16 protein-coding genes are annotated in these 22,561 nt (G+C 39.5%); 10 read left to right on the top strand and 6 right to left on the bottom strand.

Annotated features, from left to right (window positions below; genetic code table 11):
* Nucleotides 1-138 precede the first annotated feature (138 nt).
* The 7 genes from guaA to N6A79_RS04020 all read left to right on the top strand — a co-directional run bounded on the left by guaA (nucleotide 139) and on the right by N6A79_RS04020 (nucleotide 12,139).
* Nucleotides 139-1,698 (top strand): glutamine-hydrolyzing GMP synthase, encoded by a 1,560-nt coding sequence (gene guaA / locus N6A79_RS03995; RefSeq protein WP_182419013.1) that lies wholly within the window; start codon nucleotides 139-141, stop codon nucleotides 1,696-1,698.
* A 97-nt stretch (nucleotides 1,699-1,795) separates the two neighbouring features.
* A complete protein-coding gene (locus N6A79_RS15860) occupies nucleotides 1,796-2,134 on the top strand; it encodes a YrdB family protein (protein ID WP_442784248.1) in 339 nt (112 codons plus the stop codon).
* Between the two features lie 314 nt (nucleotides 2,135-2,448).
* Nucleotides 2,449-5,829 carry an autotransporter family protein gene (locus tag N6A79_RS04000; protein WP_268547083.1) on the top strand — a complete coding sequence of 1,127 codons (3,381 nt, stop codon included), beginning with the start codon at nucleotides 2,449-2,451 and terminating at the stop codon, nucleotides 5,827-5,829.
* A 173-nt stretch (nucleotides 5,830-6,002) separates the two neighbouring features.
* Complete coding sequence (locus tag N6A79_RS04005; protein ID WP_268547085.1) at nucleotides 6,003-7,481, top strand: helicase HerA-like domain-containing protein; 1,479 nt, start codon at nucleotides 6,003-6,005, stop codon at nucleotides 7,479-7,481.
* A gap of 59 nt (nucleotides 7,482-7,540) precedes the next feature.
* The gene (locus tag N6A79_RS04010; protein WP_268547087.1) at nucleotides 7,541-7,924 is read left to right on the top strand and encodes a hypothetical protein; all 384 of its coding nucleotides are present in this window, start codon (nucleotides 7,541-7,543) and stop codon (nucleotides 7,922-7,924) included.
* Nucleotides 7,925-8,286: 362 nt separating this feature from the next.
* Complete coding sequence (locus N6A79_RS04015; protein ID WP_268547088.1) at nucleotides 8,287-10,548, top strand: leucine-rich repeat domain-containing protein; 2,262 nt, start codon at nucleotides 8,287-8,289, stop codon at nucleotides 10,546-10,548.
* Nucleotides 10,549-11,131: 583 nt separating this feature from the next.
* Nucleotides 11,132-12,139 carry a hypothetical protein gene (locus N6A79_RS04020; protein WP_268547090.1) on the top strand — a complete coding sequence of 336 codons (1,008 nt, stop codon included), beginning with the start codon at nucleotides 11,132-11,134 and terminating at the stop codon, nucleotides 12,137-12,139.
* Nucleotides 12,140-12,217: 78 nt separating this feature from the next.
* On the opposite strand, the gene N6A79_RS04025 is transcribed toward N6A79_RS04020, so the two are convergent.
* The 5 genes from N6A79_RS04025 to N6A79_RS04045 are packed head-to-tail and all read right to left on the bottom strand — an operon-like array spanning nucleotide 12,218 to nucleotide 17,325.
* Complete coding sequence (locus N6A79_RS04025; RefSeq protein ID WP_268547092.1) at nucleotides 12,218-13,489, bottom strand: ABC transporter substrate-binding protein; 1,272 nt, start codon at nucleotides 13,487-13,489, stop codon at nucleotides 12,218-12,220.
* 20 nt (nucleotides 13,490-13,509) lie between these two features.
* Entirely contained in the window at nucleotides 13,510-14,331 is an 822-nt protein-coding gene (locus tag N6A79_RS04030) for a carbohydrate ABC transporter permease (protein WP_268547094.1), read from the bottom strand.
* A gap of 58 nt (nucleotides 14,332-14,389) precedes the next feature.
* Nucleotides 14,390-15,325, bottom strand: a complete 936-nt coding sequence (locus N6A79_RS04035; protein ID WP_410007226.1) for a carbohydrate ABC transporter permease — start codon at nucleotides 15,323-15,325, stop codon at nucleotides 14,390-14,392.
* 51 nt (nucleotides 15,326-15,376) lie between these two features.
* Nucleotides 15,377-16,495 carry an ABC transporter ATP-binding protein gene (locus tag N6A79_RS04040; protein WP_268547096.1) on the bottom strand — a complete coding sequence of 373 codons (1,119 nt, stop codon included), beginning with the start codon at nucleotides 16,493-16,495 and terminating at the stop codon, nucleotides 15,377-15,379.
* On the bottom strand, nucleotides 16,495-17,325 hold the full coding sequence (locus N6A79_RS04045; protein ID WP_268547098.1) for a metallophosphoesterase family protein: 831 nt from the start codon (nucleotides 17,323-17,325) through the stop codon (nucleotides 16,495-16,497). Before N6A79_RS04045 ends, N6A79_RS04040 begins: the two co-directional genes overlap by 1 nt.
* 539 nt (nucleotides 17,326-17,864) lie before the next feature.
* Here N6A79_RS04045 and N6A79_RS04050 point away from each other — a divergent pair.
* The 3 genes from N6A79_RS04050 to N6A79_RS04060 all read left to right on the top strand — a co-directional run bounded on the left by N6A79_RS04050 (nucleotide 17,865) and on the right by N6A79_RS04060 (nucleotide 21,512).
* Complete coding sequence (locus tag N6A79_RS04050; protein WP_268547099.1) at nucleotides 17,865-19,937, top strand: carbon starvation CstA family protein; 2,073 nt, start codon at nucleotides 17,865-17,867, stop codon at nucleotides 19,935-19,937.
* A gap of 123 nt (nucleotides 19,938-20,060) precedes the next feature.
* On the top strand, nucleotides 20,061-20,258 hold the full coding sequence (locus N6A79_RS04055; protein ID WP_182419026.1) for a YbdD/YjiX family protein: 198 nt from the start codon (nucleotides 20,061-20,063) through the stop codon (nucleotides 20,256-20,258).
* Nucleotides 20,259-20,501: 243 nt separating this feature from the next.
* Entirely contained in the window at nucleotides 20,502-21,512 is a 1,011-nt protein-coding gene (locus N6A79_RS04060) for a CobW family GTP-binding protein (protein WP_268547102.1), read from the top strand.
* A gap of 75 nt (nucleotides 21,513-21,587) precedes the next feature.
* Here N6A79_RS04060 and nrdF read toward each other — a convergent pair whose 3' ends face one another.
* Nucleotides 21,588-22,556: a class 1b ribonucleoside-diphosphate reductase subunit beta gene (gene nrdF, locus N6A79_RS04065; RefSeq protein WP_268547103.1), complete on the bottom strand. Its 969-nt coding sequence runs from the start codon at nucleotides 22,554-22,556 to the stop codon at nucleotides 21,588-21,590.
* Nucleotides 22,557-22,561: the final 5 nt, after the last annotated feature.

Below are 22,561 nucleotides of genomic sequence, written 5' to 3' on the forward strand. Positions count from 1 at the left end.
CCTTTGGGGTAATAAAAGTTCTTGTACTGCGTTTAAGCAAGGTTAAACACATCGTCTTGATGTGGATTTCTACAAATGTGGTAGGATATTACGATTAAGACAATTGCATTTTTTGCCGAAATTCATTATCTGCTATGCATGAGCACAAAACATCCTGACAGTATCCTTATTATCGATTTTGGCAGCCAAGTAACGCAGCTTATTGCAAGACGTGTGCGTGAAGCTGGCGTTTATTCTGAAGTCGTTCCTTTTCAATCGGCAGTCGAAGGCTTTCATCGCATAAAGCCAAAAGCCGTTATCCTATCGGGTAGCCCGCATTCTACCACAGATATTGGTAGCCCGCGTGCACCACAAGAAATATTTGAAGCTGGTATTCCAGTTCTTGGCATTTGCTATGGTGAGCAAACCATGTGCGAGCAATTGGGTGGCAAGGTCGAGGCTGGCCATGAACGCGAATTTGGTCGTGCTTTTTTGCAAGTTGACCAAGATAGCCCATTATTTGACGGCGTTTGGGAAAAAGGCTCGCGTCATCAAGTGTGGATGAGCCACGGCGATCGTGTGGTTGCCTTGCCAGAAGGCTTTAAGGTCATTGGAACATCGCAAGGCGCACCTTTTGCCGCCATTGCTGATGAGAAGCGTCATTTTTATGCCGTACAATTTCATCCAGAAGTTGTCCATACACCTGATGGCCATTTGCTAATCCAAAATTTCGTTCATAAAATTGCCGGTCTTAAAGGCGATTGGACAATGGCCGCCTATCGTGAGCAAGCCATTGCGGCAATTCGTCAACAAGTTGGTGGCGCAAAAGTTATTTGTGGACTATCCGGCGGTGTTGATTCTTCTGTTGCTGCCGTTCTTATTCATGAAGCAATTGGCGATCAGCTTACTTGTATTTTTGTCGATCACGGCTTGTTGCGCAAAAATGAAGCCGCGGAAGTTGTTTCAATGTTTCGTGAGACCTATAATATTCCGCTTGTGCATGTTGACGCATCCGATATGTTTATTGATGCCCTCGAAGGGATGAGTGATCCGGAAGAAAAGCGCAAAACCATTGGTCGCTTGTTTATTGAAGTATTTGAAGCGGAAGCCAAAAAAATCGGCGGTGCAGAATTTTTGGCGCAAGGTACACTCTACCCAGACGTTATTGAAAGCGTTTCCTTTACTGGCGGACCTTCGGTTACCATTAAAAGCCATCATAATGTAGGCGGCTTGCCTGAGCGCATGAATATGAAATTGCTTGAACCTTTGCGTGAATTGTTCAAAGATGAAGTGCGTGCGCTTGGTCGCGAGCTTGGTTTGCCTGCTAACTTTATCGGACGCCATCCTTTCCCTGGTCCTGGTCTTGCTATTCGGTGTCCAGGTGGCATTACCCGTGAAAAACTTAATATTTTGCGTGAAGCCGATGCAATCTATCTGGATGAAATTCGCAAAGCCGGCCTTTATGATGTGATTTGGCAAGCTTTTGCTGTATTGCTTCCTGTGCAAACTGTTGGTGTTATGGGTGATGGTCGCACTTATGAATTTGTTTGTGCTTTGCGTGCCGTAACTTCGGTTGATGGTATGACAGCTGATTTCTATCATTATGATATGGATTTCCTAGGCCGTGCTGCAACCCGCATTATCAATGAAGTGCGCGGCATTAATCGCGTTGTCTATGATGTGACATCAAAGCCACCTGGTACGATTGAGTGGGAATAATTGCATCCACACATGTGAAGACTGCAATTAAAGAGAGAGGATTAAGCGCTGCTATTAAAAATAGCGGCGCTTTTTTATTCATTTGAAAGCTAATATTTTGAATTTTGTTAAACTTATTAATGATAGTCTAAGATTTTTATTAGAATTATTAATAATCGCGTCTCTATGCTATTGCGGCTTTAGTCGATTTGATCAAGCCATTTTTAAATTTGGTAGTGGTTTGATTTTGCCAATAATGATTATTGTTTTTTGGGCAACTTATATAGCGCCAAAAGCACCTAACCGCTTGGCCTTTTTACCGCGAATTATGGCCGAAATGGTAGTTTTCTTAACTTGTTTAACTCTCATTTATTTCAGTGGTTTAGAATTTTATGCGATATCGCTTGCTATTGTTGTGGTGATAAATTCTATTATTATTAGTTTATTTAGTATTTAAATTTTAGCAAATATAATTAAGTTGAAATTTATATAATTATAAATTATTTTTTATATTTATTATTAAAATATAAATCAATCTTTAGTTGTATTTTTTTTGTATTTATGCAATTTAATGTTTATTATTATTTAAAGTTTTTATAAAAAATTAAGTTATATTTAATTTGTTCATTAAATGTTCTAAAGTTTAATATAGTATTAACTTTTAATATTTGTTATTCTATACCCAGCATAAGCTAGGTATTTTTCTTATGCTTTTATGTTGCGGGGCGTTATTATGCCTATGCTTCAACTGCAAGTTGAAGAGAGGGACTTATGGCATTTAATCACAATTTGATCGTTTGTAATGTTTTACAATCTTTCCAGCGTAAGGCCAATTCTGGTTGTGCTATGCTTGCACTTGTTGCAACTGGCATTGTATCTCTGGCGCTAATCGATGGTGGTTACAGTATTGCTTTTTCGGCTGACGCAAATGAAACGGCTATTGCTCCGAGTAATTTTGCAAACTTTGTTAATAGCAATGGCGATGGCAATTATTTTTTAAAAATACCAAGCGAAGCTAATACAAGCTATGTTTTGTATGATCATGGAGAAAGCGCATCTTATCCGACTTTAAATAGGCTAAACACCAATCATCCTGATATTGCATTGCACTTAAATGGGCAAAATAACAACACTGGACGTAGCGATAATTTTAAGGTTAATCAATTTGTAATTGAAGATGGCACTTTAATAGTTGATGCGGGTCCTGGACTTTCTTTCGAAGTTGGTAGGTTTTTGCAGCAAGGTGGGCATACTGAGATTTCTTCACAAGTTAACGGTCAAGTTGGTTTGAAAGCCAATAATGTCGTTGTCGATATGCTAACTGGTCGGCTTAGTGCCTCGGCCACAGCTGGCACTGCAGTAAAGGGCGATTTAACCTTAGAAAATGGCGCAGTGACGATTGAGACTAGCGTTGGGCAAAGCGCAAAAAATGCATTACCAATTGGCTGGCAAGGTAGTGTGCGTCAAGCAGGAGGACATCTCAATATTTTTAACAGAGGTGGTGTTGGTGTTAGTGGAAGTGAATATATTTTAAATGGTGGTACTCTTAGTATTACGGCGTTAAACCCTCAAAATGCACGTCAATCAACGGGTGCAGTAGTAAGTGGGCGTTTTTCACAAAGTGCCGGTAGTAATATAATTTTGGCTGATGGATTGGGCTCAACAGGTGTTCTTCTTGAAAAAGATGCCCGCTATGTTTTATTCGGTGATGATAGTCAAATTCGGATCAATGCGCAAAAAAATGGTGTTGGGTTAAGAAGTGTTTCGAAGGCAAGTGGTGCGGAAAATGATTTTGGTGAAGCTTTCACGCAAAATGGTGGTGATTTAGCTATTCTCGCAAAAACAGGCGGTAAAGGTCTATATCTTGAGCAAGGCGGGGTTAAGCTCATTAAAGGCAATCTTTCTATTGATGTAAGTGAGGCAGGTACAGGCATCGAAATTGCGAATAGCAATGACTCAACATCGGGTTTTACGCTTGATGATGGTAGCGTTAAAATTGTTGCTAGGGGTGACAATAGTATTGGTCTTAAAAGTGAAAGGGTTACCATAAATGGTGGTAGCCTTGATCTTCTAGCTAGCGATAATGGCAGGGCGATTGATATAGGTTCGGGCCAGTTCAATATGCAGGCAGGCAATCTTTATTTACGCCAAAATTCTGAAGCCGCTCAAGGTTGGGCTGTATATGGTGATGACAATAGTTCGGCTTTTTTTGGTAAGGATGCGGTTGTTGAAACTATTATTGATCTTGATGCGGCGAAGCAAAAATCTGGTTTAATGAGTTTTGGTACTGTTACTATTGAGGATGGAGCCAAGCTTCAGCTTGGTTTTGCCAATACTGCTACAGTTTTGTCATCTAATTATGGAATGGGACGAAGTGCCGCAACGTCCTCAATCAATTCTCCTTTTTTAGAAAGTAGAAGCAATCCAATAGCAGGGCAGTTTGATGTCGCACCAGAAAATGTTGCCGGTGAAACCCTTTTTTATAATTATCAGCTTGTATTAAGTGAAGGTAACCAAGATTATCGCTTGGTGATGACACCGAAAAGTACAGGAAATACCGGTGGTGGTGATAACAGCGACGAAAATGAAAATGGTAGCTCAACCGGTGGTAATGGTAGCAGTGAAAATCCAACTGAAACTGGTGGTAATGGCAGTGAAAGCGATAGTGGCGGTTCAGCTGGTGGAAATAGCAGTAATGAAAATCAAAGCGGCGGTTCAACCGGTGGTAATGGCAGTAATGAAAGTGGTGGCAATGGTAGCCATGAAAGCGAAAGCAGTGGCTCGACGGCTGGTAATAGCGAGCCTGGAAATAATACCAATATTAATGATAACGACAATAGTTGGGTAAATAGTGGTGGTAATCAACCAAACGATAATGGTTCAAATGGATCCAATGATACGGGCGGTGATTTGCTTTTGCCTTCACATTTATTATCTGGCGCCAATAAAAATGCTAGTTTTTCACTAGAAAATATTTTGCGGCTTGATAGTAAAAATGCTTCACATGCAAATTTAAACCGTGCATTTGATAAATTATATAATAGCCGTAACGAAAAAGAGTTAGAGCAGCATGCGCGTAGCTTAACCGCCCATGATACGACACGATTACCAAGCCTAACCATGGCAATGCATGACCGTATGACCTTAAGCTTACAAAGCGAAATTGATAAAGCTGCACAGCAGACAGAAGTACCCGTTTTGCAAGCTCCGCTTGCCTATGTTGAACCGCAAGCATCATCATCACAAGATTCAACACCGTTTTTGCAAGCTCTGCCAAAAACGCGTGATCGGTTGGTGAATGGAAATACTAAAAATGGTCTTTCACAAATGACCTATTGGGCAAGGCCAATGGGAGCTGCGGATAGATATCGTGCCGTAGATACATCTCATTCTAAACTTGATGCAAATTATGGTGGTATATCTGCGGGTTTTACCCACCGGCTTGACACAATCATTTTGGGTGCAAGTGTTGGTTATCTTCATGGTGATTTATCGGGCGCCGATGGTTATGACGCAAAGAGCAATAGCTTTTTATTAACTGCTGGACTTAAAACCGATAATATTGCTTTGACAGAAAATTTTACCCCAAGTTTCAACTTGATTGGTGCTTATGGCTTTAGTCGATATGATCAAAACCGCAGTGATACTTTGGGTGGCCGCAATCAGGCTGATCTTGATGTTAATAGTGGTCGTTTAACCGCCCAAATGGTGCTTAGCTATGATATTGGGGTAAATGCGCGTCTTCTACCCAAAGTTGGTTTGGATTATAGCCTTGTGCGTCTTGGTAGCTATAAAGAGCATGGCGGCGCAATTCCGCTTAGTGTTGATGCAAAAAATGTTAATTCCATGCGGCCCCATATCGGAGCAGATATTATGGTTGTCACTAGCGGCAATATTGAACTCAATGCTTATGGGCTTTATCGTTATGAAGTTTTGGATAATAAAGTTGGTTTGCGTTCAAGTTTCAGTGATGCAAGCAATATGAGCTTTATCAGTGAAGGAGAAAATGCGGGTCGTTCATCAGCAAATATCGGTATTAATGCAAAGGTCAAAGTGAATGATATGATATCGGTTGCGGGTGGTTATGATCTAATGGCGGCACGCAAATTTATCGGTCATCAATTTTATTTACAAGGTGATGCCAAATTTTAAAATTTGGGAAAAATGTAACGATTTTTCATTTAGATAATAAAATCAATCTGCTAATATAAGTTTTTTATTGAGCTGATGTTTAAATAATCAACTTAGTGATATGATTGTTTGCATTTTGTTAGGTTTATTTAAGCGAATTTGTGCTATTGCTTATCAGATTCAGGAGTATGAATATGGTAGAGCAGGGCAAAATTTTTCTTGGTGCTTATGATGGCGCGGATCAAAACCAAAAAAATGGTGAATATCTTTGGCTAAAATATGCCAATCGCCATGGTCTTGTGACGGGAGCAACAGGAACGGGTAAAACCATTACGTTGCAAGTATTGGCTGAATCATTTTCGGCGCAGGGCGTACCGGTTTTTTGTGCCGATGTGAAAGGTGATCTATCGGGTATTGCAAAAGCTGGCACAAAGTCGGAAAAAATCACGCAACGCGCTAACGATGTTGGTCTCGATGATATGGTAATGCAAGCAAGCCCGGTTGTGTTTTGGGATATATTTGGCGAGTTAGGCCACCCGATCCGCGCAACAATTAGTGAAATGGGTGCGCTATTATTGTCGCGCTTGCTAAATCTTACCGCCGCACAAGAAGGCGCACTTAATATTGCTTTCAAAATTGCCGATGATGAAGGGCTTGTTTTAAAAGATTTGAGTGATTTACGGGCCATGCTAAATTACCTGTCGCAGGAAAGTAAAGACGTTTCTGCGCGTTATGGCAATGTTTCCAAGGCGTCCCTTGGTGCAATCCAACGTGAATTGCTGGTGCTTGAAACCCAAGGCGGCGAGTTGTTTTTTGGCGAACCTGCTTTGCGTCTTGCCGATATTATGCGCAGTCAAATTGATGGACGTGGCTTTGTCAATGTGTTGGCTGCTGAAAAATTGATGAATAATCCGCGTCTTTATTCAACATTTTTGCTTTGGTTGATGTCGGAATTATTTAAAAAATTGCCAGAAATCGGCGATCCGGAAAAGCCGCGCCTTGTATTTTTCTTTGATGAAGCGCATTTACTGTTTGATAATGCACCCAAAGCGCTGGTTGATCGCATTGAGCAAGTGGTGCGGCTTATCCGTTCCAAGGGCGTTGGCATTTATTTCATCTCACAAAGTCCGGCAGATATTCCTGAAAGTGTTTTGGCGCAGCTTGGCAATCGCATTCAACATGCCCTGCGTGCTTATACGCCTAATGAAATGAAAGCGGTAAAAATAGCGGCGCAATCTTTTAGACCAAATCCGCGCTTTGACACGTTTAACGTCATTTCCAATCTTGCAACTGGTGAAGCTCTTGTTTCAACCTTGGAAGAAAAAGGCGTGCCTTCTATGGTGGAGCGGGTTGTAATGCGTCCTCCAGTTTCGCAAATTGGACCAATAAGCCTTCAAGAACGGCAAAATTTAATCTCGCAAAGTCCTGTCTATGGGCAATATGAACAAGAAAGCCACGATGAAACAACAAGGCGCAGGTTGGATCAAATGATGCAAGCTGGCGAGCAGCAACAACAACAGCAATCGCGTCAAACACAGCGGGCACCGCGTGCAAGCAATCGGCAAAGCGTTGGCGAAGCTGCAATTAAGTCAGCAACGCGATCTGCGGCTAATGCACTTGGCCGCACGATTGTGCGTGCTGCAACACAATATTTGAAGCGATTTTTTAAATGATATGTAGTTAATATAGTTGATTAGGCTCAGTAAAATTTAAAAAATAAAAGGTCGTAAGCATGAAGAAAAAATGGCTTTTAATACCACTTGGCATCCTTGTTTTTATAGGTGCCGCCTTGTGGGGAGGTGACAAATACCTCTATTCCCTTGCTTATGATCAATTTGTTGAAATTGCAGTTGAAAAAACAGGCTGTGAAGGCAGCGAATGTGATGAGCATATTGCAAATGCTATTGCAATGATACAAGAACAACGCCTTGTTTCAGAAGATCAAGTCATGCGCTGCCTAGGTGCCCATATTATTGAGGAAAAGGATTTTGCGGTTTTAAACAGCGCTAAAAATCAATTGGTTAGTTGGATAATGAAAACCTGCGACAGCGATGAAGTAACCCTTGATGACGCTACAATTGAGTTTTATGATGGCCCAAGCTCACATGGTGAGTAGTGCTCTATAATTTTAATAAAACGGGTGCTTAAAGCCCGTTTTTTTAGCTATAAAGGTGCTTGTACAGGCAAAAACAAAAAAAAGCGATATACCTTAAGTTTTGATATTTTTTTATTTGTTTAGAATGATAATAATATTTACTGTAAAGCGTTAAAAGAAATCCACCCAAAAATAGTATTAGTATAACTCCATTAAAAAGTCACAAATTATAATTAATAAATTTCTATAATCTTTCGATTGAACAACTTATTAGCAGATTGTGTCTTTTAAGATCATTTATTCTCTTAGTTTCTGTATCAGAAATCGATTGTATTGATCATAATTTTTTATACTTGTAAAACAATGCAAATAGCGGTGGGTCAATGTTAAATTTTATCAAACAAAAGTTAGTCATTTTATTTGCTCTGTGCTTAATGCCAAGCTTCGCCTTAAGCGAAGTGATCGTGCAAGAGGTTGATGAGCCAACGATAGTGCAAATTGGCAAGCAGCGCGTTGGTGTCAATCAAGATGGATTTTGTTTAACTCCACCTGCCAAAGGCTATACGCAGCAAGATTGGCAAAATCTTGGTAAATTAACCCGTGTTTCTTGCTTTTGTATCCATGGTGAAGGATTAAATTCACTTGTAGGTTTTCCAACTTTGCCTGAACTTTATCAAATAAGTTTTGATGGTTCCACATTTACCGATATTTCGCCTTTGAAAAACGCGCCAAAACTCACAATTTTATATTTAAAAAATGTAAAAAACACAGAAATTTTAGGTTTTGAAGAATTAGCTAATTTAGAGTTTTTGTCCATTCATCATACCAAATTGCAAGATTATAGCTTTTTATCAAAATTAACTAAACTTGAATTCTTAAGCTTATCCGATAGCAACTTTTCCGACCTCAGTCTTTTAGAGAACCTTGACAATCTTATTGAGCTTAATATTTCTAATAGCAAGGTGACTGATTTTAGCACCCTTGAAAAATTGCCTAATCTTAAAACCTTAAAACTGAATGGCTTAACACTTGATAAAGATACGATTAAATCCCTTGTATCATTAAACAAACTTAGCACTTTGGACCTATCGAATAGTAATATTTCAGATTTATCGTTTTTAGAAGATTTAAAAGATATCAGGGAGCTGTTTCTTGACAAAACCTATGTCACAAATCTTGAGCCATTAAAAAACTTAAAAACACTTAATACTTTATCGCTTGCCGGTCTTACCCTTGATGAAAATAGCTCAGCAATCATTGCTCGTTTTACTGAGCTTGATGATTTAAATCTTGCCAATAGCAATATTACTGACCTAAAATTTTTAACGTCCCTTGAAAATTTGTCAAAACTTAATTTAACCGGTAGCAAGGCCACCGATTACAGCTCACTTTCTAAGCTCAAGATGCTTTATTCCCTTATTTTAACTGGTGCATCAATTCCTGACCTTGAACCAATTCGCGGACTGGAAAACTTGAGCGAGATTTCGCTTAATGAAACGAAAATTCAAAATATTGAGCCTCTTCGTGAAACCGCCTCACTTGGTGAAATTGATTTACGCGGCACCAATATTTCTGATGTTTCTTCTTTGGCTCAAAAAGGTTACATTTACCAACTTCTTTTATCCAATACTAAAGTAAAAGATCTTTCTATGCTGCCGGGCGTGCGTGAGTTAGATATTCGTGGGCTTAATGAAAAAATATTTTTAAAACTTCCAAATAAGGTATCCAAATTATTACTTGGTGAAGGACCGAGCGATAATAGAGTGGATCGTAAGGATCTTTTCAATAAGCGGAATCTAGCAAAAGAGACCTACCTGTTAGATGAAGCCCAAATTGAAAGTCTTGTTCGGAAATTACGCGGGGAAAAACAAGTTGAATTTTTAGGGCAGGAAATTTGGCCCAATATATATGGTCTTACCATTTGTTATAAGCCATCAACATTGGATAAAGAAACACAAAAATTATGCGTAAATCAAACCCATAAGGATCTAGGTATTTCTATTGATGAGCCTCTTAATAGTGGTGACATTGCAAAATTGGCAAAATTCACCAATTTACAAAAGCTACAATTGATAAATTTTGAAAAGGTAAATGCTTCTGATCTTCCACCATTGCCGCAATTGGTTTTTCTTAACCTTACCAATGCGAAATTTGTCCAAAATAGTGTTTTTAATAAGCAGCCAAAGCTTAAACTCTTAATGTTGGATAATAGTAATTTTGATGATTTAAATATGATTAAAAACTTTGAAGGGCTTGAAGTTCTTTCTTTGCGAAATACCCCATTAAAAGATATTTCAGCGCTTAAGGATCTTAGATCTCTCTTTGGGCTTGATCTTGCATCAACACCAGTGGAAAATTTTGATATTTTAAGTAGCTTAAGCAATTTGGAAAGCTTAAATTTAAACAATACTAAATTTCAAAATTTATCTATTCTGGCCAAGATTGAAACATTGAAAAATCTAGATCTTCAGAATATTGCTATTTTAAATTTTGCTGGTTTTAGCAATAAAAATACTTCTTTTCTCGTTGGAGAAAATACAAAAACACCTGAAATGCTGCCCTATTTTAAGTTTTTTGGACGCTTAAAAGATCCGGTTTCTGATATTTATAAGCGCGATAATACGTTTTATAGGAGACAATTTTAGGGCGCGGCAATTAATCATTATATGCTTGGGCACTTTACTTCAAAATCAATGGATTGAAGTGCCCTCATTGCATGTTTTTACAGCTATGTTTTTTTATGAGTAGTATTTTGAATTAGATTGGGGTATCGCCTAATTTTTGGGCAATAACTTATCAGATTTTTACAAAAAGTTTAATCAAGTTTGGCGTTTCAATAATATGCTAAAATAAGGCGTTTAGAACAGCCTACCGCTTCAATAATAACCTGCACCACTTCTTGTGATAAAGTGAACAGGGTTTTAAAATTAGCAAAGTATGTTGATACTGTAATAAATACAGTATTAATTTCAATTATTTTCAATTATTTTTAATTATTAACTTTTTTAAGCATGTAATATTCCTTTGGATTTTAATAGCTTCTATATCATCAAAAATCTGGACATCATGAAATAAACGCAGATGGTCAAAACCAGTTATAATAAAACAAAAGCTATGTTGATATAAATAAAATAGATTTTAAATGTGTCTACTTATAAAATTAAGATTTTTAGTGAGGTATTACCGTTCTATATATCTTGAATTTTTTGGCTAAAAATGTGGTGCCTAATGACAGAAATAAAAGATAACACTTTACCTATAGAAATCCCAGTTAAAAGAGTTCGTCTTACCTATAGAGCTAATTGGGGCATTGTATTAGTATTGTCTTTTTGGACACTTTTTTTTGCGTTATTTTTTTCAGGTCTTGTGCTCTACGCAAGTTACTATCCAATAAAGCGTTTATGGAATGATTGGGTGATTTCCAAAAATTATGAAGTTATTCCAAATGCATATGCAGGATATGGCTGTAACAAATATGAGGGTATTTTAGATTATGTTAATTGTGGTGTTACATTTAATGCCGGCGATCGTTATAAAGAAGAAGATTTAAGAGATGGTTTTGAGAATTATCCTTATAGTTGGCAAGTTTTTCTAGCGCCAGAAAACTTGACGATGAAAGGCACATCTCCAATGGTTCGCAGTGTTGATAATCCAAGTAGAACTAGTTTTTTATTTGGTATTGAAACAATTAAAATACGTTTTTTAAGTCTGTTGATAACAAAAGCGTTTCAACTTTTAATTGTTTCAGTGTGGTTTTACGGCCTATATCTATGGTGGAAAGTTTATTATTGGCGGCGTTTTCCTAATGATGTTTGTTTAAAAGCTATAAAAATTGCTAGTATTTATGATGCAAAACGGCGCGGCAAAGTTTATTATCATTATGGTTTAAGCAAATCTATAGCCGCTAGCGGATTGCGCTATTTGCCTTCTCCAAATTATATCGTTATGCCAAACCCTATGCGTAATATGATGGCATATACTTGGCTACGCAAAGGGCAAGAACCTATATTTTTAGATAAAGAGCAAACAATTGGTGTTGCTATTGAAGCTAAGCAAGCAGGTGGTGGCTATTTGTTGGATTATAATCTGACACGCTGTGTTTTATCTAAGCAAGATAAGGAAAAACTTATCGCCAATATTAAAGCCTATCAAGCATGGATTGCAAAACATCCTAAAAAATTGCAAGAATTGAAGGCGGCTTTAGAGCGTCAACCAAAAACCGGTTTAATAGCATAAACGCCAAAAAAAGCCCCAAAAAAACCATGCAAATGGTTTAAATATTTGCATGGCATTTTTTAAGTTTTGTCAAAAATTTTAACGGCGCGGTAGTAGCTTTTGTACTTCGGCTGCGGCATCATCGCGGGCTGTATCAGCTTCAGCTGTGCCACCAACGATGCGGGCAATATTATCAACAATAGTTTGGGTAATGCGCACGCCATTGCTGCCAGGGAATGCATACCATGGTGTCATTAATGGCATTTGTTCAAGTGAAGGCTTGAAAAGCGGATTTTCTTCATAAAATGTGCCAAGATATTCAGGTGATGTGGCTGCAAGTTCATTATTGGGCACATAGCCAGTTCCTGGAACAACGACTGAGGCACCATAAGGACCTGCGGCAAATTTAGCAAATTCCCAAGCAGCTTTTTGCTTTTCAGGATCCGTTGTTAAAATAATAATCGCATTACCACCAGTTGGCAGTTTGGCTTTTTCAGGGTTAAGAACTGGTATTTTTGCGGTTCTTAATTCAAACTTGTCACCAACGCTATTGATTGTGTTGCGTAATGCGGCGCTGCTATAAAACTGAAAGCCAACTTTACCTGCGGCAAAGGCTTGCAATCCCGCGTCTGCGGTAAATTCTGGCATGCCGCCTTCTTTTACCAAGCGCTCAATAAGGTGAAATGCTGCGGTGCCTTCTGGACCATTAAAGGCAACAGTTTTTTCGTCTTGCGATAGCATGGTGCCGCCAGCACCAAATAACAGCGCGGAATACATCCAATCATTTCCCTGCCATTGTAAGTGAATACTTGATACACCATTGCCTAGCGCTTTAATTTTTGCGCCAATACGAATAACATCATCCCAACTTTGTGGTGGATTATCGGGGTTTTCACCAACGGCGCGCATAAGGTCTGCATTATAATACATAATTGGGTTAGATGTTGCAAAAGCAAGACCTACTTGCTTGTCGCCAATTTTTGCAAGATTAAGGATATTTTCGCTAAAGCCTTGCTTGGCAAGCGTATCCTTTTCGGCCTTTAAATAAGGGGTAAGGTCAACGCCAACATTGCGCTCACTTAGCATTCTTAAACGGTTAAGGGCAACAAAGGTTACATCTGGTTGTTCAGCCGTATTAGCTTGGCGCAAAATCGTCTGGATGCCTTGCTCATAATTATCTGACGGATTAACAAAGCTAATCACAACATTTGGATTTTCTTCCATATATTTTTGTGAGATTTTTGCCATCACGTCTTTAAAAAAGCCCGGCATAGGATAATGGACTTTTAACGTCGTTTGCGAAAAAGCAGCACCGCTAAGTGCAACCGATATGCCAATAGCGGCACATATGGATTTTAAGACTTTTTTCATAAGTACTCTCCGTTATGGTTTTAACCTTTAAGGCCGGTTAGGGTTATTCCCTCAATGAAGCGGCGTTGCGCAAAAAGGAATGCAAGAACAAGGGGAAGGGTGATGATTAATGTTGCTGCCATCAAGACACCGTAATCGCTGCCCGATTCAGCGGCGCGAAAATAAAGTAAGCCCAATGGGGGTGTTGCTTTATTTATGTCGGTTATAACGATTAATGGCCAAAAAAGGTCATTCCAATGAGCAACAACAGAAAAGATTGAAAATGCAGTTATTGCAGGCCAAGCATTAGGGACAACAACCCGCGCTATGATGCCAAGTTCTGACATGCCATCAAGTCGCGCGGCGTGTAAGAGGTCGTCAGGCAGAGCTTTAAAAAATTGCGTAAAAAGAAAAATGCCAAATACAGAAATGAAGAACGGTAGCCCCATTGCTGTATAGCTATTTAAAATACTTAAATTGCTAAAAGCGACATAAAGGGGCAGGGCAGTGGCGTGAATAGGAACTAATAATCCCAGCATAACCAGTGCGATCATAAAACGCGCACCGCGAAATTTAAGTTTAGCCATCGCATAGGCACAAGGAATAGCCACGACCACTTGTACCACCAAAATAAGCAGACAAATAAAAATGCCATTTAGCATTATTTGTGCCATAGGAACGCGGGTTAAGGCCTTGCCAATATTATCAAATAATGCCCAGTTTTTCGGGATAAGCGACAGAGTAGAAGTAAATATTTCGTCTTGTGGCTTTGCAGCAGTGCTCAACATCCAAATATAGGGCAACAGAAAGATAAATGTGCCAAGTGCGAGAAAACCATTACGAGATATGCGAAAAATTGACATTATTTTACCTAAGGTCGAAAGGGGAAGAATGGGCGATTGCATTTGTGAATAGTTTTTATCACTGGTAATGAACACGTTTTTCAACAAAGCGATGTTGCAACAACATCATGACGAGTAAAATAGCGATAAATACCATTGTCATGGCAGATGCATAACCAACGCGTAAATAGATGAACCCCTCTTGATATATGGTCCATAATAAAACCTCAGTCGATTTATTGGGGCCGCCTTCTGTAAGGGTTTTTACGGTTTCAAAAACTTTAACCGAGTTAATGATGGAAATGGTTAGAACAAAAATCGTCGTGGGGCCAAGTAATGGCCATGTTACTAAACGGAATTTGTCAAAGCGTGAGCGCACGCCATCAATTTCCGCCGCATCATAAAGATCTTTAGGAATAGCGGTAAGTCCAGCAAGAAACAAAACCATATTAAAGCCAATGGTTTGCCAAATGCCAATAATTGCAAGGCTGCCAAGGGCACTATTGGCTGAACCAAGCCAATTGGGGCCTGCAATGCCAAATATTGCTAGAAAACCGTTGATTGGGCCGACTGTTGGGTGAAATAGATATTGCCAAACGGTTGCCATTGCAACAATGAGCGAGGCAACAGGCAAAAAATACACAGTCCTAAAAAAAGCTTTGCCCTTATTAAGGCTGTTAATTGCCAAAGCACTTAATAGGCCAAGAATAAGCGATGCTGGGGTAACAATTAAAACATATTTTATTGTATTTTGAAGGGAGATACGAAAATTTTTGTCATTAAATAATTCAATATAATTGTTAAAGCCAGTGAAGGCAAAATTTGGATAGCCAAGTTCAAAATCCGTGAAGCTTAAAATCGCGATAGCTAATACCGGTAATATAATCAGTAATAGTGCCAAAATAAGTGCAGGTGCCATCAAAGCAAAAGCTAATTTTTCTTCGCGCTTGGCTCGTAATTTGGCAATATTAGGCATTGTCGGCGTGTAAGGCGCTGAAATGCTGGTCTCAGACATTGGATCTTCCCCGGTTCGCTTTGTGTTTAGGCTTAAATAAAACGCGATGATTTATCTTATCCGCAATCCGTCGGAATCAAAAAACAGCAATTTTTCATCGTCAAAATCAAGATGAATTGGCATGCCGACTTTTAGCGACATCGCTTCCTCTGGCGTGAAACGGGCAATTAATTCATCGCTTTCATTGGGTAGGTTGATTGCGGCTAAAACTTCATTGCCGATAAATTCAACACGGGCAATATTGCCTTTTATTGGTGAAGTTTCATCACTTATGCGGATATGTTCGGGACGGATACCAATTTGCACTTTTTGCCCAATGGTAAGACTTGCATTGGGCTTAATGATTTTTCCAGCAATATTGAGCTTCTCATCATCATTATAAAAGGCAGTTATAATATTAATGCGCGGCGATCCGATGAAACGCGCCACCTCTATATGGCTTGGATTATTATAGACCTCTGTTGGTGCTGCTATCTGCAATAAATTGCCATGCATCATAACGGCAACGCGGTCTGCCATGCTCAAAGCTTCTGTTTGGTCATGGGTAACATATAATGTCGGCACGCCAGCCTTTCGGTGTAAATCCACAATTTCAGCACGCGTATGCACGCGCAAATTGGCATCAAGATTGGATAGAGGCTCATCCATCAAAAAGGTTTTCGGCCGGCGTACCAATGCACGGGCCAAGGCAACACGCTGCCTTTGCCCGCCCGACATTTGCCCCGGCTTTCTATTTAAAAATGGGCCAATTTTTAGGCTTTCAGCCGTTTCTGCTACGGCGCGATCAATTTTTTGGCGAGTTGCACGATAGCCAGGCATAAAACTGCCAATAATGGGCAAGCGCTGGGTATCGGTTAAATCGCGCATAGCTAAAGGAACGGCTATATTTTGCCCTGCGGTTAAATGCGGGTATAGCGCATAGGATTGAAAGACCATGGCAATATTACGCTCGCTTGGTCGCGCATGGGTCATATCATGCTTTCCAACAATGATTTTGCCACTATCAGCATGTTCAAGACCTGCTGCTATGCGTAATAATGTGCTTTTACCGCAGCCCGATGGGCCGACAAGCGCAATAAATTCGTTTTCGCTTGCCTCGATGGAAACATTTTTTAAAATAACATTATCGCCAAAAGATTTGGATATATTATGTAAAGCAAAAGCGCTCATTATTTTTTATCCCCACTTGTTGAATGCATGGGATAGATTTCACCGATAATGTCATCAATGATGAATTTTTGTAGCCCGGGAATAGATATTGGCGTGCTTGTTACATTGTCTTTTGTAAACTCATGCATAATAGCGCCAAGGCAATTTACACCAGGAAGGGCGGTTTCGTTAAATTCAACGATATAGGATGTTGGTGCCGTCCAAATAAAATCAATACCGTTATGATGGGCTTTATGGCTTTTATGGATGTGGCCACTTGCATGAAGCTTAACCCGATACTGCGCAAATAAATCCAATAGCTCTTGGCGCTTTTTGGGTTCTATTCCCCAATATCCTGTTTCCCCCTCAAAAGGGCTATCCATGAAAAGTGGCTTATGGGCAAAAATTGCAATATTTTTATCTTTGCTGGCCTCAAGCGTTTCTTTAAGCCAGTTTTGCTGCGCATTATCACGCGCATCATTAAGTCCGATAAATAGGCTGTTTAAGCCAATAAGCCGCCAGTTATCTATATCATGAAACCAATGGTCAGGACCTATAATATTTTGCCAGCGCGCAATACGAATATCATCAACCGGTTGAAACGCGCCATTAAGGTGGCCAACGTCATGATTGCCGGGTATGATTGCAAAAGGAATATTAAGCGAGCGCATGCGTTCAATACCAAATTGCAAATCCTCATCCTTATCAGCGCCGTCAATGCCAAGGTCGCCAGTATGAATGATCATATCAGGTTTGATGTCTAAAATATAATCTTTGACGGGTTGCCAATTGGCATTAAAATGCGGTTTTGTTGGACTCATATGAGTGTCGCTAATTTGCAATATGCGCATAGTTTGCTTCCCTAGATAAAAGGAAATATCCTTTAGATGTAAAAGTCAAAAAAAGGCGCAATGCTTTGCAAATTGCTTAAGACCAAAGCCCGCTTACCCTTTTGTCAAATCAATTTAATTCGAAGCTTGGTATGCGGTGTTGATGACAGCAACATTGTATTTTTATTACAATTTGATGAAGCAATGCCTATACATTACTTTTTGCTTATAAAATGCGATTGTTGAAATCTAAAAATTGAATGGCGTATTTGATTGATAATTTATCAGGTTTATTACCCAAAAGGCTAATTTATGAAAATAGATGACGGGTTTATAGCCACCGCAGTTCTTTACCGGTTTTTATATCTATTAGATAAATAACTGGAAATATTTCATCTATACATCAGGGCATCATAGGCTAATTAACTTTTACTCTAAGCTTTTAATCCCCGATTTAATTTATAGCTTCTATAAAAATGTTTGCAAATTTTTGCACCTAGTCGCAATATAGCCACATTTCGAGGAGCCGGACAGATTCTGTCCTTATTGGAGGGTTACCTATGTTATATAGAGCCAAGCCTTTAAGCGCTACGCACAAACTTATTCTTAGTTTGCTGGCAATTATTGGCGCATTTTCTTTAGGCTATATTGCTTTAAATCGTGGCGAAGCGATCAATGCGGTTTGGATTGTTGTTGCGGCAGTTTGTGTTTATCTTATTGCTTATCGCCTTTATGGCATGTTTATTTTGAATAAAGTTTTACAGGCTGATCCCACCCGTATGACGCCAGCTGTGCGCCATAATGATGGGCTTGATTATGTGCCAACTGACAAGAATATATTGTATGGCCACCATTTTGCTGCGATCGCTGGTGCTGGGCCATTGGTTGGGCCAGTTCTTGCCGCGCAAATGGGTTATTTACCTGGCATGCTTTGGATCTTGGCAGGCTGTGTGCTTGCTGGTGCTGTGCAAGACTTTATGGTTCTTTTCATTTCAACTCGCCGCGATGGTCGTTCACTGGGAGAGCTTGTGCGTGAAGAAATGGGTACAATACCCGGCGTCATCGCTCTTGTTGGCTGTTTTATGATTATGCTTATCATTCTCGGCGTTTTGGCTATGGTGGTGGTTAATGCTCTTGATGGTAGTCCTTGGGGTACCTATACGGTTGGCTTTACCATTCCTTTAGCACTGTTTATGGGTGTTTATTTGCGCTATATTCGCCCAGGTCGGGTGGGTGAAGTTTCCATCATTGGCATCGCTTTCCTGATATTTGCTATTATTTCAGGTGGTTGGTTCGCAGATAGTAGTATCGGGCATTATTTAAGTTTCAATAAGCCAACACTTGCCAGTATCATTATTTTTTACGGCTTTATCGCTGCGGTTTTACCGGTTTGGCTTTTGCTCGCACCGCGTGATTATCTTTCGACCTTTTTAAAAATTGGTACCATTATTGGTCTTGCTATTGGTATCGTTATTTTACGACCAACGCTTGAAATGCCAGCATTGACAGATTTTGCGGCAAAAGGTGGGCCTGTATGGGCTGGGCAGCTTTTCCCATTCTTGTTCATTACCATTGCCTGCGGTGCAGTGTCGGGCTTCCACGCGCTTATTTCATCAGGTACTACGCCCAAGATGCTCGCCAATGAATCACAGGCTTGCTACATTGGCTATGGTGGCATGTTGATGGAATCTTTTGTGGCTATTATGGCTTTGGTGGCTGCTTGTGTCATTAATCCTGGTGTTTATTTTGCTATGAATACCCCCTTAGGCACGTTGGTTCCCAATGGAACAGTTGATGCTTTACAATCTGCATCCCAAATTATTTCAAGCTGGGGCTTTCATGTTACGCCAGAACTTTTGCAGCAAATCGCAAAAGATGTTGGTGAACCAAGTATTCTTGGCCGTGCTGGCGGTGCGCCAACATTGGCTGTTGGTATGGCGCATATTTTGCATAATGCTATGTCTGGCTGGCTTGGTATGTCGTTTTGGTACCATTTTGCGATTTTGTTCGAAGCCTTGTTCATATTAACTGCGGTTGATGCAGGCACCCGCTCTGCTCGCTTTATGCTGCAAGATCTTCTTGGTCTTGTGCATCCAGACTTGCGTAAAACCGATAGCCTGCCAGCAAATCTTTTAGCGACATTTATTGTTGTCTTGCTTTGGGGCTATTTTGTTATGGTCGGTGCCCTCGATGAAACAGGTAAAGGCGGCATTTATACGTTATGGCCATTATTTGGTATTGCAAACCAGATGCTTGCTGCAATTGCTTTGATGTTGTGCGCTGTGGTCTTGTTTAAGATGAAGCGTCAACGTTTTGCTTGGGTTGCCATTATTCCTGCATGTTGGTTGCTTATTTGCACTATGACTGCTGGCTGGATTAAAATATTTGATGCAAAATTGAGCTTTTTTGTTGCTGCATCAAATGCCGCAAATATGCAGGGCAAAATTAGCAATACAGTGAACGGCGTTTTAACTGCATTCTTTATGTTGGTTGTTATTTCTCTCGCAATCTATTCAATCAAAACAGCAATGGCTGCGCTTAAAAACGATAAGCCTACATCTGCCGAATTACCTTATGAAAGATTGCCAGACCAATATATTCCTGAAGAATATAGAGATGCTAAGACGGCATAAGACTATGTGCTGAAACGAATATGGTCTGCTCATTTTAAAAATTGGCAGACCATATTAACAATTTAAAAATCTATGCCAAACGTTTAATGATACTAAGCGTTCAATATTGGTGGAGGAAATGCCATGTTTAACAAAATTGCTAAGGCCGGCAAATATATGGGGCAGGCGGCTAAATTAATGATTGGCGTGCCTGACTATGATAATTATGTTCAACATATGCGATTGACCCATCCAGACCAAACACCCATGACTTATCCTGAATTTTTTAAAGATAGGCAAGATGCTCGTTTTGGTGGCAAAGGTGGTTTTAAGTGCTGCTAGATTAGGGCGATGATATTTTGGCTCTACATAGATTTCTAAGAGCTTTGTTAAATTTTTCCCAAATGTAGTTCTTACGGCATTTTATTCAATTCTTTAATTTGTATTTTCTTTTATAATCAGTGTGTTGTGTTGATTAATTAACTTGTGGTTAAAACTTTATTTAAAGTTATGGTTAAAAAAGCGTTAATTTTTCTAACAAGTTTATATTAAGGTTTTGATTTTAAATTATTAAAGGGTTTTCTTATGGTTGTTCCTGTTACCGTTTTATCGGGTTTTTTGGGTTCTGGTAAAACAACCTTAATCAATCATTTATTACGCAACGATCAATGGACACCATTTGCAATCATTGAAAATGAATTTGGTGAAACAGGCATTGATGGCATATTACTTGAAAAGCGCGATAAGCTTGAAATTGTAGAAATGAGCAATGGCTGCGTGTGCTGTAGTGTTCGGGGTGAATTTGCAACTAGCATTAATCAATTGCTTGAAAAGCGCGACAAGGGATTAGTTGATTTTGAACGCATCATAATTGAAACCACTGGACTTGCTGACCCTTCGCCTGTCGTGCAAACTTTTTTTGTTGATGATAATCTGCGCGAAAAAACCATGCTTGATGCCTGCATTGTCCTTGCTGATAGCGAGCATATTGAGCGCCAATTGGATGAGCATAATGTGGCGGTAGCGCAAATTGCCTTTGCCGATCGTATTTTTTTAACCAAAACTGATCGTATTGACAGCGAAAAAAAACAATCAATCTTAAAAAGATTAAGTAAAATCAATTGTAAAGCTGACTTTTTTGAAGTGGTTAATGGTGCTTGCCCACAGGAACTTTGGCTTAATGTCAATGCTTTTGAATTAAGTGATGAACTGCAAATAACTAAGGGAAGTTTTGGCTTTGATGAAGCGCAAAAGCCGCGCTTTAGTGCTTTTTCAGCGCAGGGCGTGCAGCAGCAATCTTGGGGGGATACTATCCAATCGCTCTATTTTGAAATGGCGCTTTTTGATATTGACCGATTGGGCAGCTTTATGGAAAAATTGATTGAAGATTTTGGCAATGATATGCTGCGCTATAAGGGCGTTTTTGCCATTGCTGATGAAGAAAAGCGGCTTATTTTGCAAGGAGTGCATAAGGTAGCGGCTTTTGATTATGGCTCACCTTGGAATGAAGAAAAGGCACTATCAAAATTTATTATTATTGGCCGCGGGCTTGATCAAGATTGGTTGCATGAGCAATTAACGCAATGTCTTGCGTGATTATATAAGAGATTATTTTTTTTGAGTTTTCAATAATCTCTTATATTTAAATAGGTTATGCTAATTTATTGATGTTTAAAAAGCCCAATCTTCATCCTGCGTGGCAACGGCTTTACCAATAACATAAGATGAGCCAGAGCCTGAGAAAAAGTCATGATTTTCATTAGCTGCGGGTGATAGGGCTGATAAAATAGCTGGATTAACGGCACAAATTTCGGCTGGAAAAAGCGCATCAAAGCCCAAATTCATGAGCGCCTTATTTGCATTATAATGCAAAAACATTTTCACATCCTCACTTAAGCCAACCGCGTCATAAAGGTCCTCGGTATATTTGCTTTCTACTTCATAAAGGTCGAGCAAAAATGCAATGGTGAAATCTTTAATTTCTTGCTGTTTTTCACTGCTGCATTTTTTAAAGGCTTTTTGGAATTTATAGCCGATATAATAACCATGCACTGCTTCATCACGAATGATAAGGCGGATAAGGTCAGCAGTATTGGTAAGCTTAGCACGGCTTGACCAATACATCGGCAGATAAAAACCAGAATAGAACAAAAAGCTTTCAAGAAAGACCGAGGCGATTTTTTTCTTCAATAGATCATCAGCTTGATAACGCTCAATCACCAGCTTTGCTTTTTCTTGCAAATAGCGATTTTCTTCCGCCCAACGAAATGCTTCATCAACATCAACGGTAAGACAAAGGGTAGAAAAAATCGAAGAATAGGAGCGTGCATGTACCGCTTCCATAAAGGCAATATTGGTAAGCACTGCTTCTTCATGTTGGTTTTCAGCGTCTTCTAAAAGTGAAATCGCGCCAACGGAATTTTGAACGGTATCAAGTAAAGTAAGACCAGTGAAAACGCGTATGGTTAAAATTTGCTCTTCACGGGTAAGGCTTGCCCAAGAGCCAATATCATTAGAAAGAGGTACTTTTTCTGGCAGCCAAAAATTAACCGTCAAGCGGTTCCAAACCTCAAGGTCTTTTTCATCTTCAACGCGGTTCCAATTAATAGCGCGTACGGGTTTTGCTTTTAAATGGTTCATTTGAT

It is taken from the genome of Bartonella sp. HY761 (genome assembly GCF_026743145.1).
In the GTDB taxonomy this organism is placed as follows: Bacteria; Pseudomonadota; Alphaproteobacteria; order Rhizobiales; family Rhizobiaceae; genus HY038.

Coding starts and splice junctions, on each gene's coding strand:
- N6A79_RS04050 (WP_268547099.1), top strand. CDS start 17,865: ATGTTATATAGAGCCAAGCCTTTAAGCGCTACGCACAAACTTATTCTT.
- N6A79_RS04035 (WP_410007226.1), bottom strand. CDS start 15,325: ATGTCTGAGACCAGCATTTCAGCGCCTTACACGCCGACAATGCCTAAT.
- N6A79_RS04040 (WP_268547096.1), bottom strand. CDS start 16,495: ATGAGCGCTTTTGCTTTACATAATATATCCAAATCTTTTGGCGATAAT.
- N6A79_RS04030 (WP_268547094.1), bottom strand. CDS start 14,331: ATGTCAATTTTTCGCATATCTCGTAATGGTTTTCTCGCACTTGGCACA.
- N6A79_RS04055 (WP_182419026.1), top strand. CDS start 20,061: ATGTTTAACAAAATTGCTAAGGCCGGCAAATATATGGGGCAGGCGGCT.
- N6A79_RS04045 (WP_268547098.1), bottom strand. CDS start 17,325: ATGCGCATATTGCAAATTAGCGACACTCATATGAGTCCAACAAAACCG.
- N6A79_RS04015 (WP_268547088.1), top strand. CDS start 8,287: ATGTTAAATTTTATCAAACAAAAGTTAGTCATTTTATTTGCTCTGTGC.
- N6A79_RS04005 (WP_268547085.1), top strand. CDS start 6,003: ATGGTAGAGCAGGGCAAAATTTTTCTTGGTGCTTATGATGGCGCGGAT.
- nrdF (WP_268547103.1), bottom strand. CDS start 22,556: ATGAACCATTTAAAAGCAAAACCCGTACGCGCTATTAATTGGAACCGC.
- N6A79_RS04020 (WP_268547090.1), top strand. CDS start 11,132: ATGACAGAAATAAAAGATAACACTTTACCTATAGAAATCCCAGTTAAA.
- N6A79_RS04010 (WP_268547087.1), top strand. CDS start 7,541: ATGAAGAAAAAATGGCTTTTAATACCACTTGGCATCCTTGTTTTTATA.
- N6A79_RS04000 (WP_268547083.1), top strand. CDS start 2,449: ATGGCATTTAATCACAATTTGATCGTTTGTAATGTTTTACAATCTTTC.
- guaA (WP_182419013.1), top strand. CDS start 139: ATGAGCACAAAACATCCTGACAGTATCCTTATTATCGATTTTGGCAGC.
- N6A79_RS04060 (WP_268547102.1), top strand. CDS start 20,502: ATGGTTGTTCCTGTTACCGTTTTATCGGGTTTTTTGGGTTCTGGTAAA.
- N6A79_RS04025 (WP_268547092.1), bottom strand. CDS start 13,489: ATGAAAAAAGTCTTAAAATCCATATGTGCCGCTATTGGCATATCGGTT.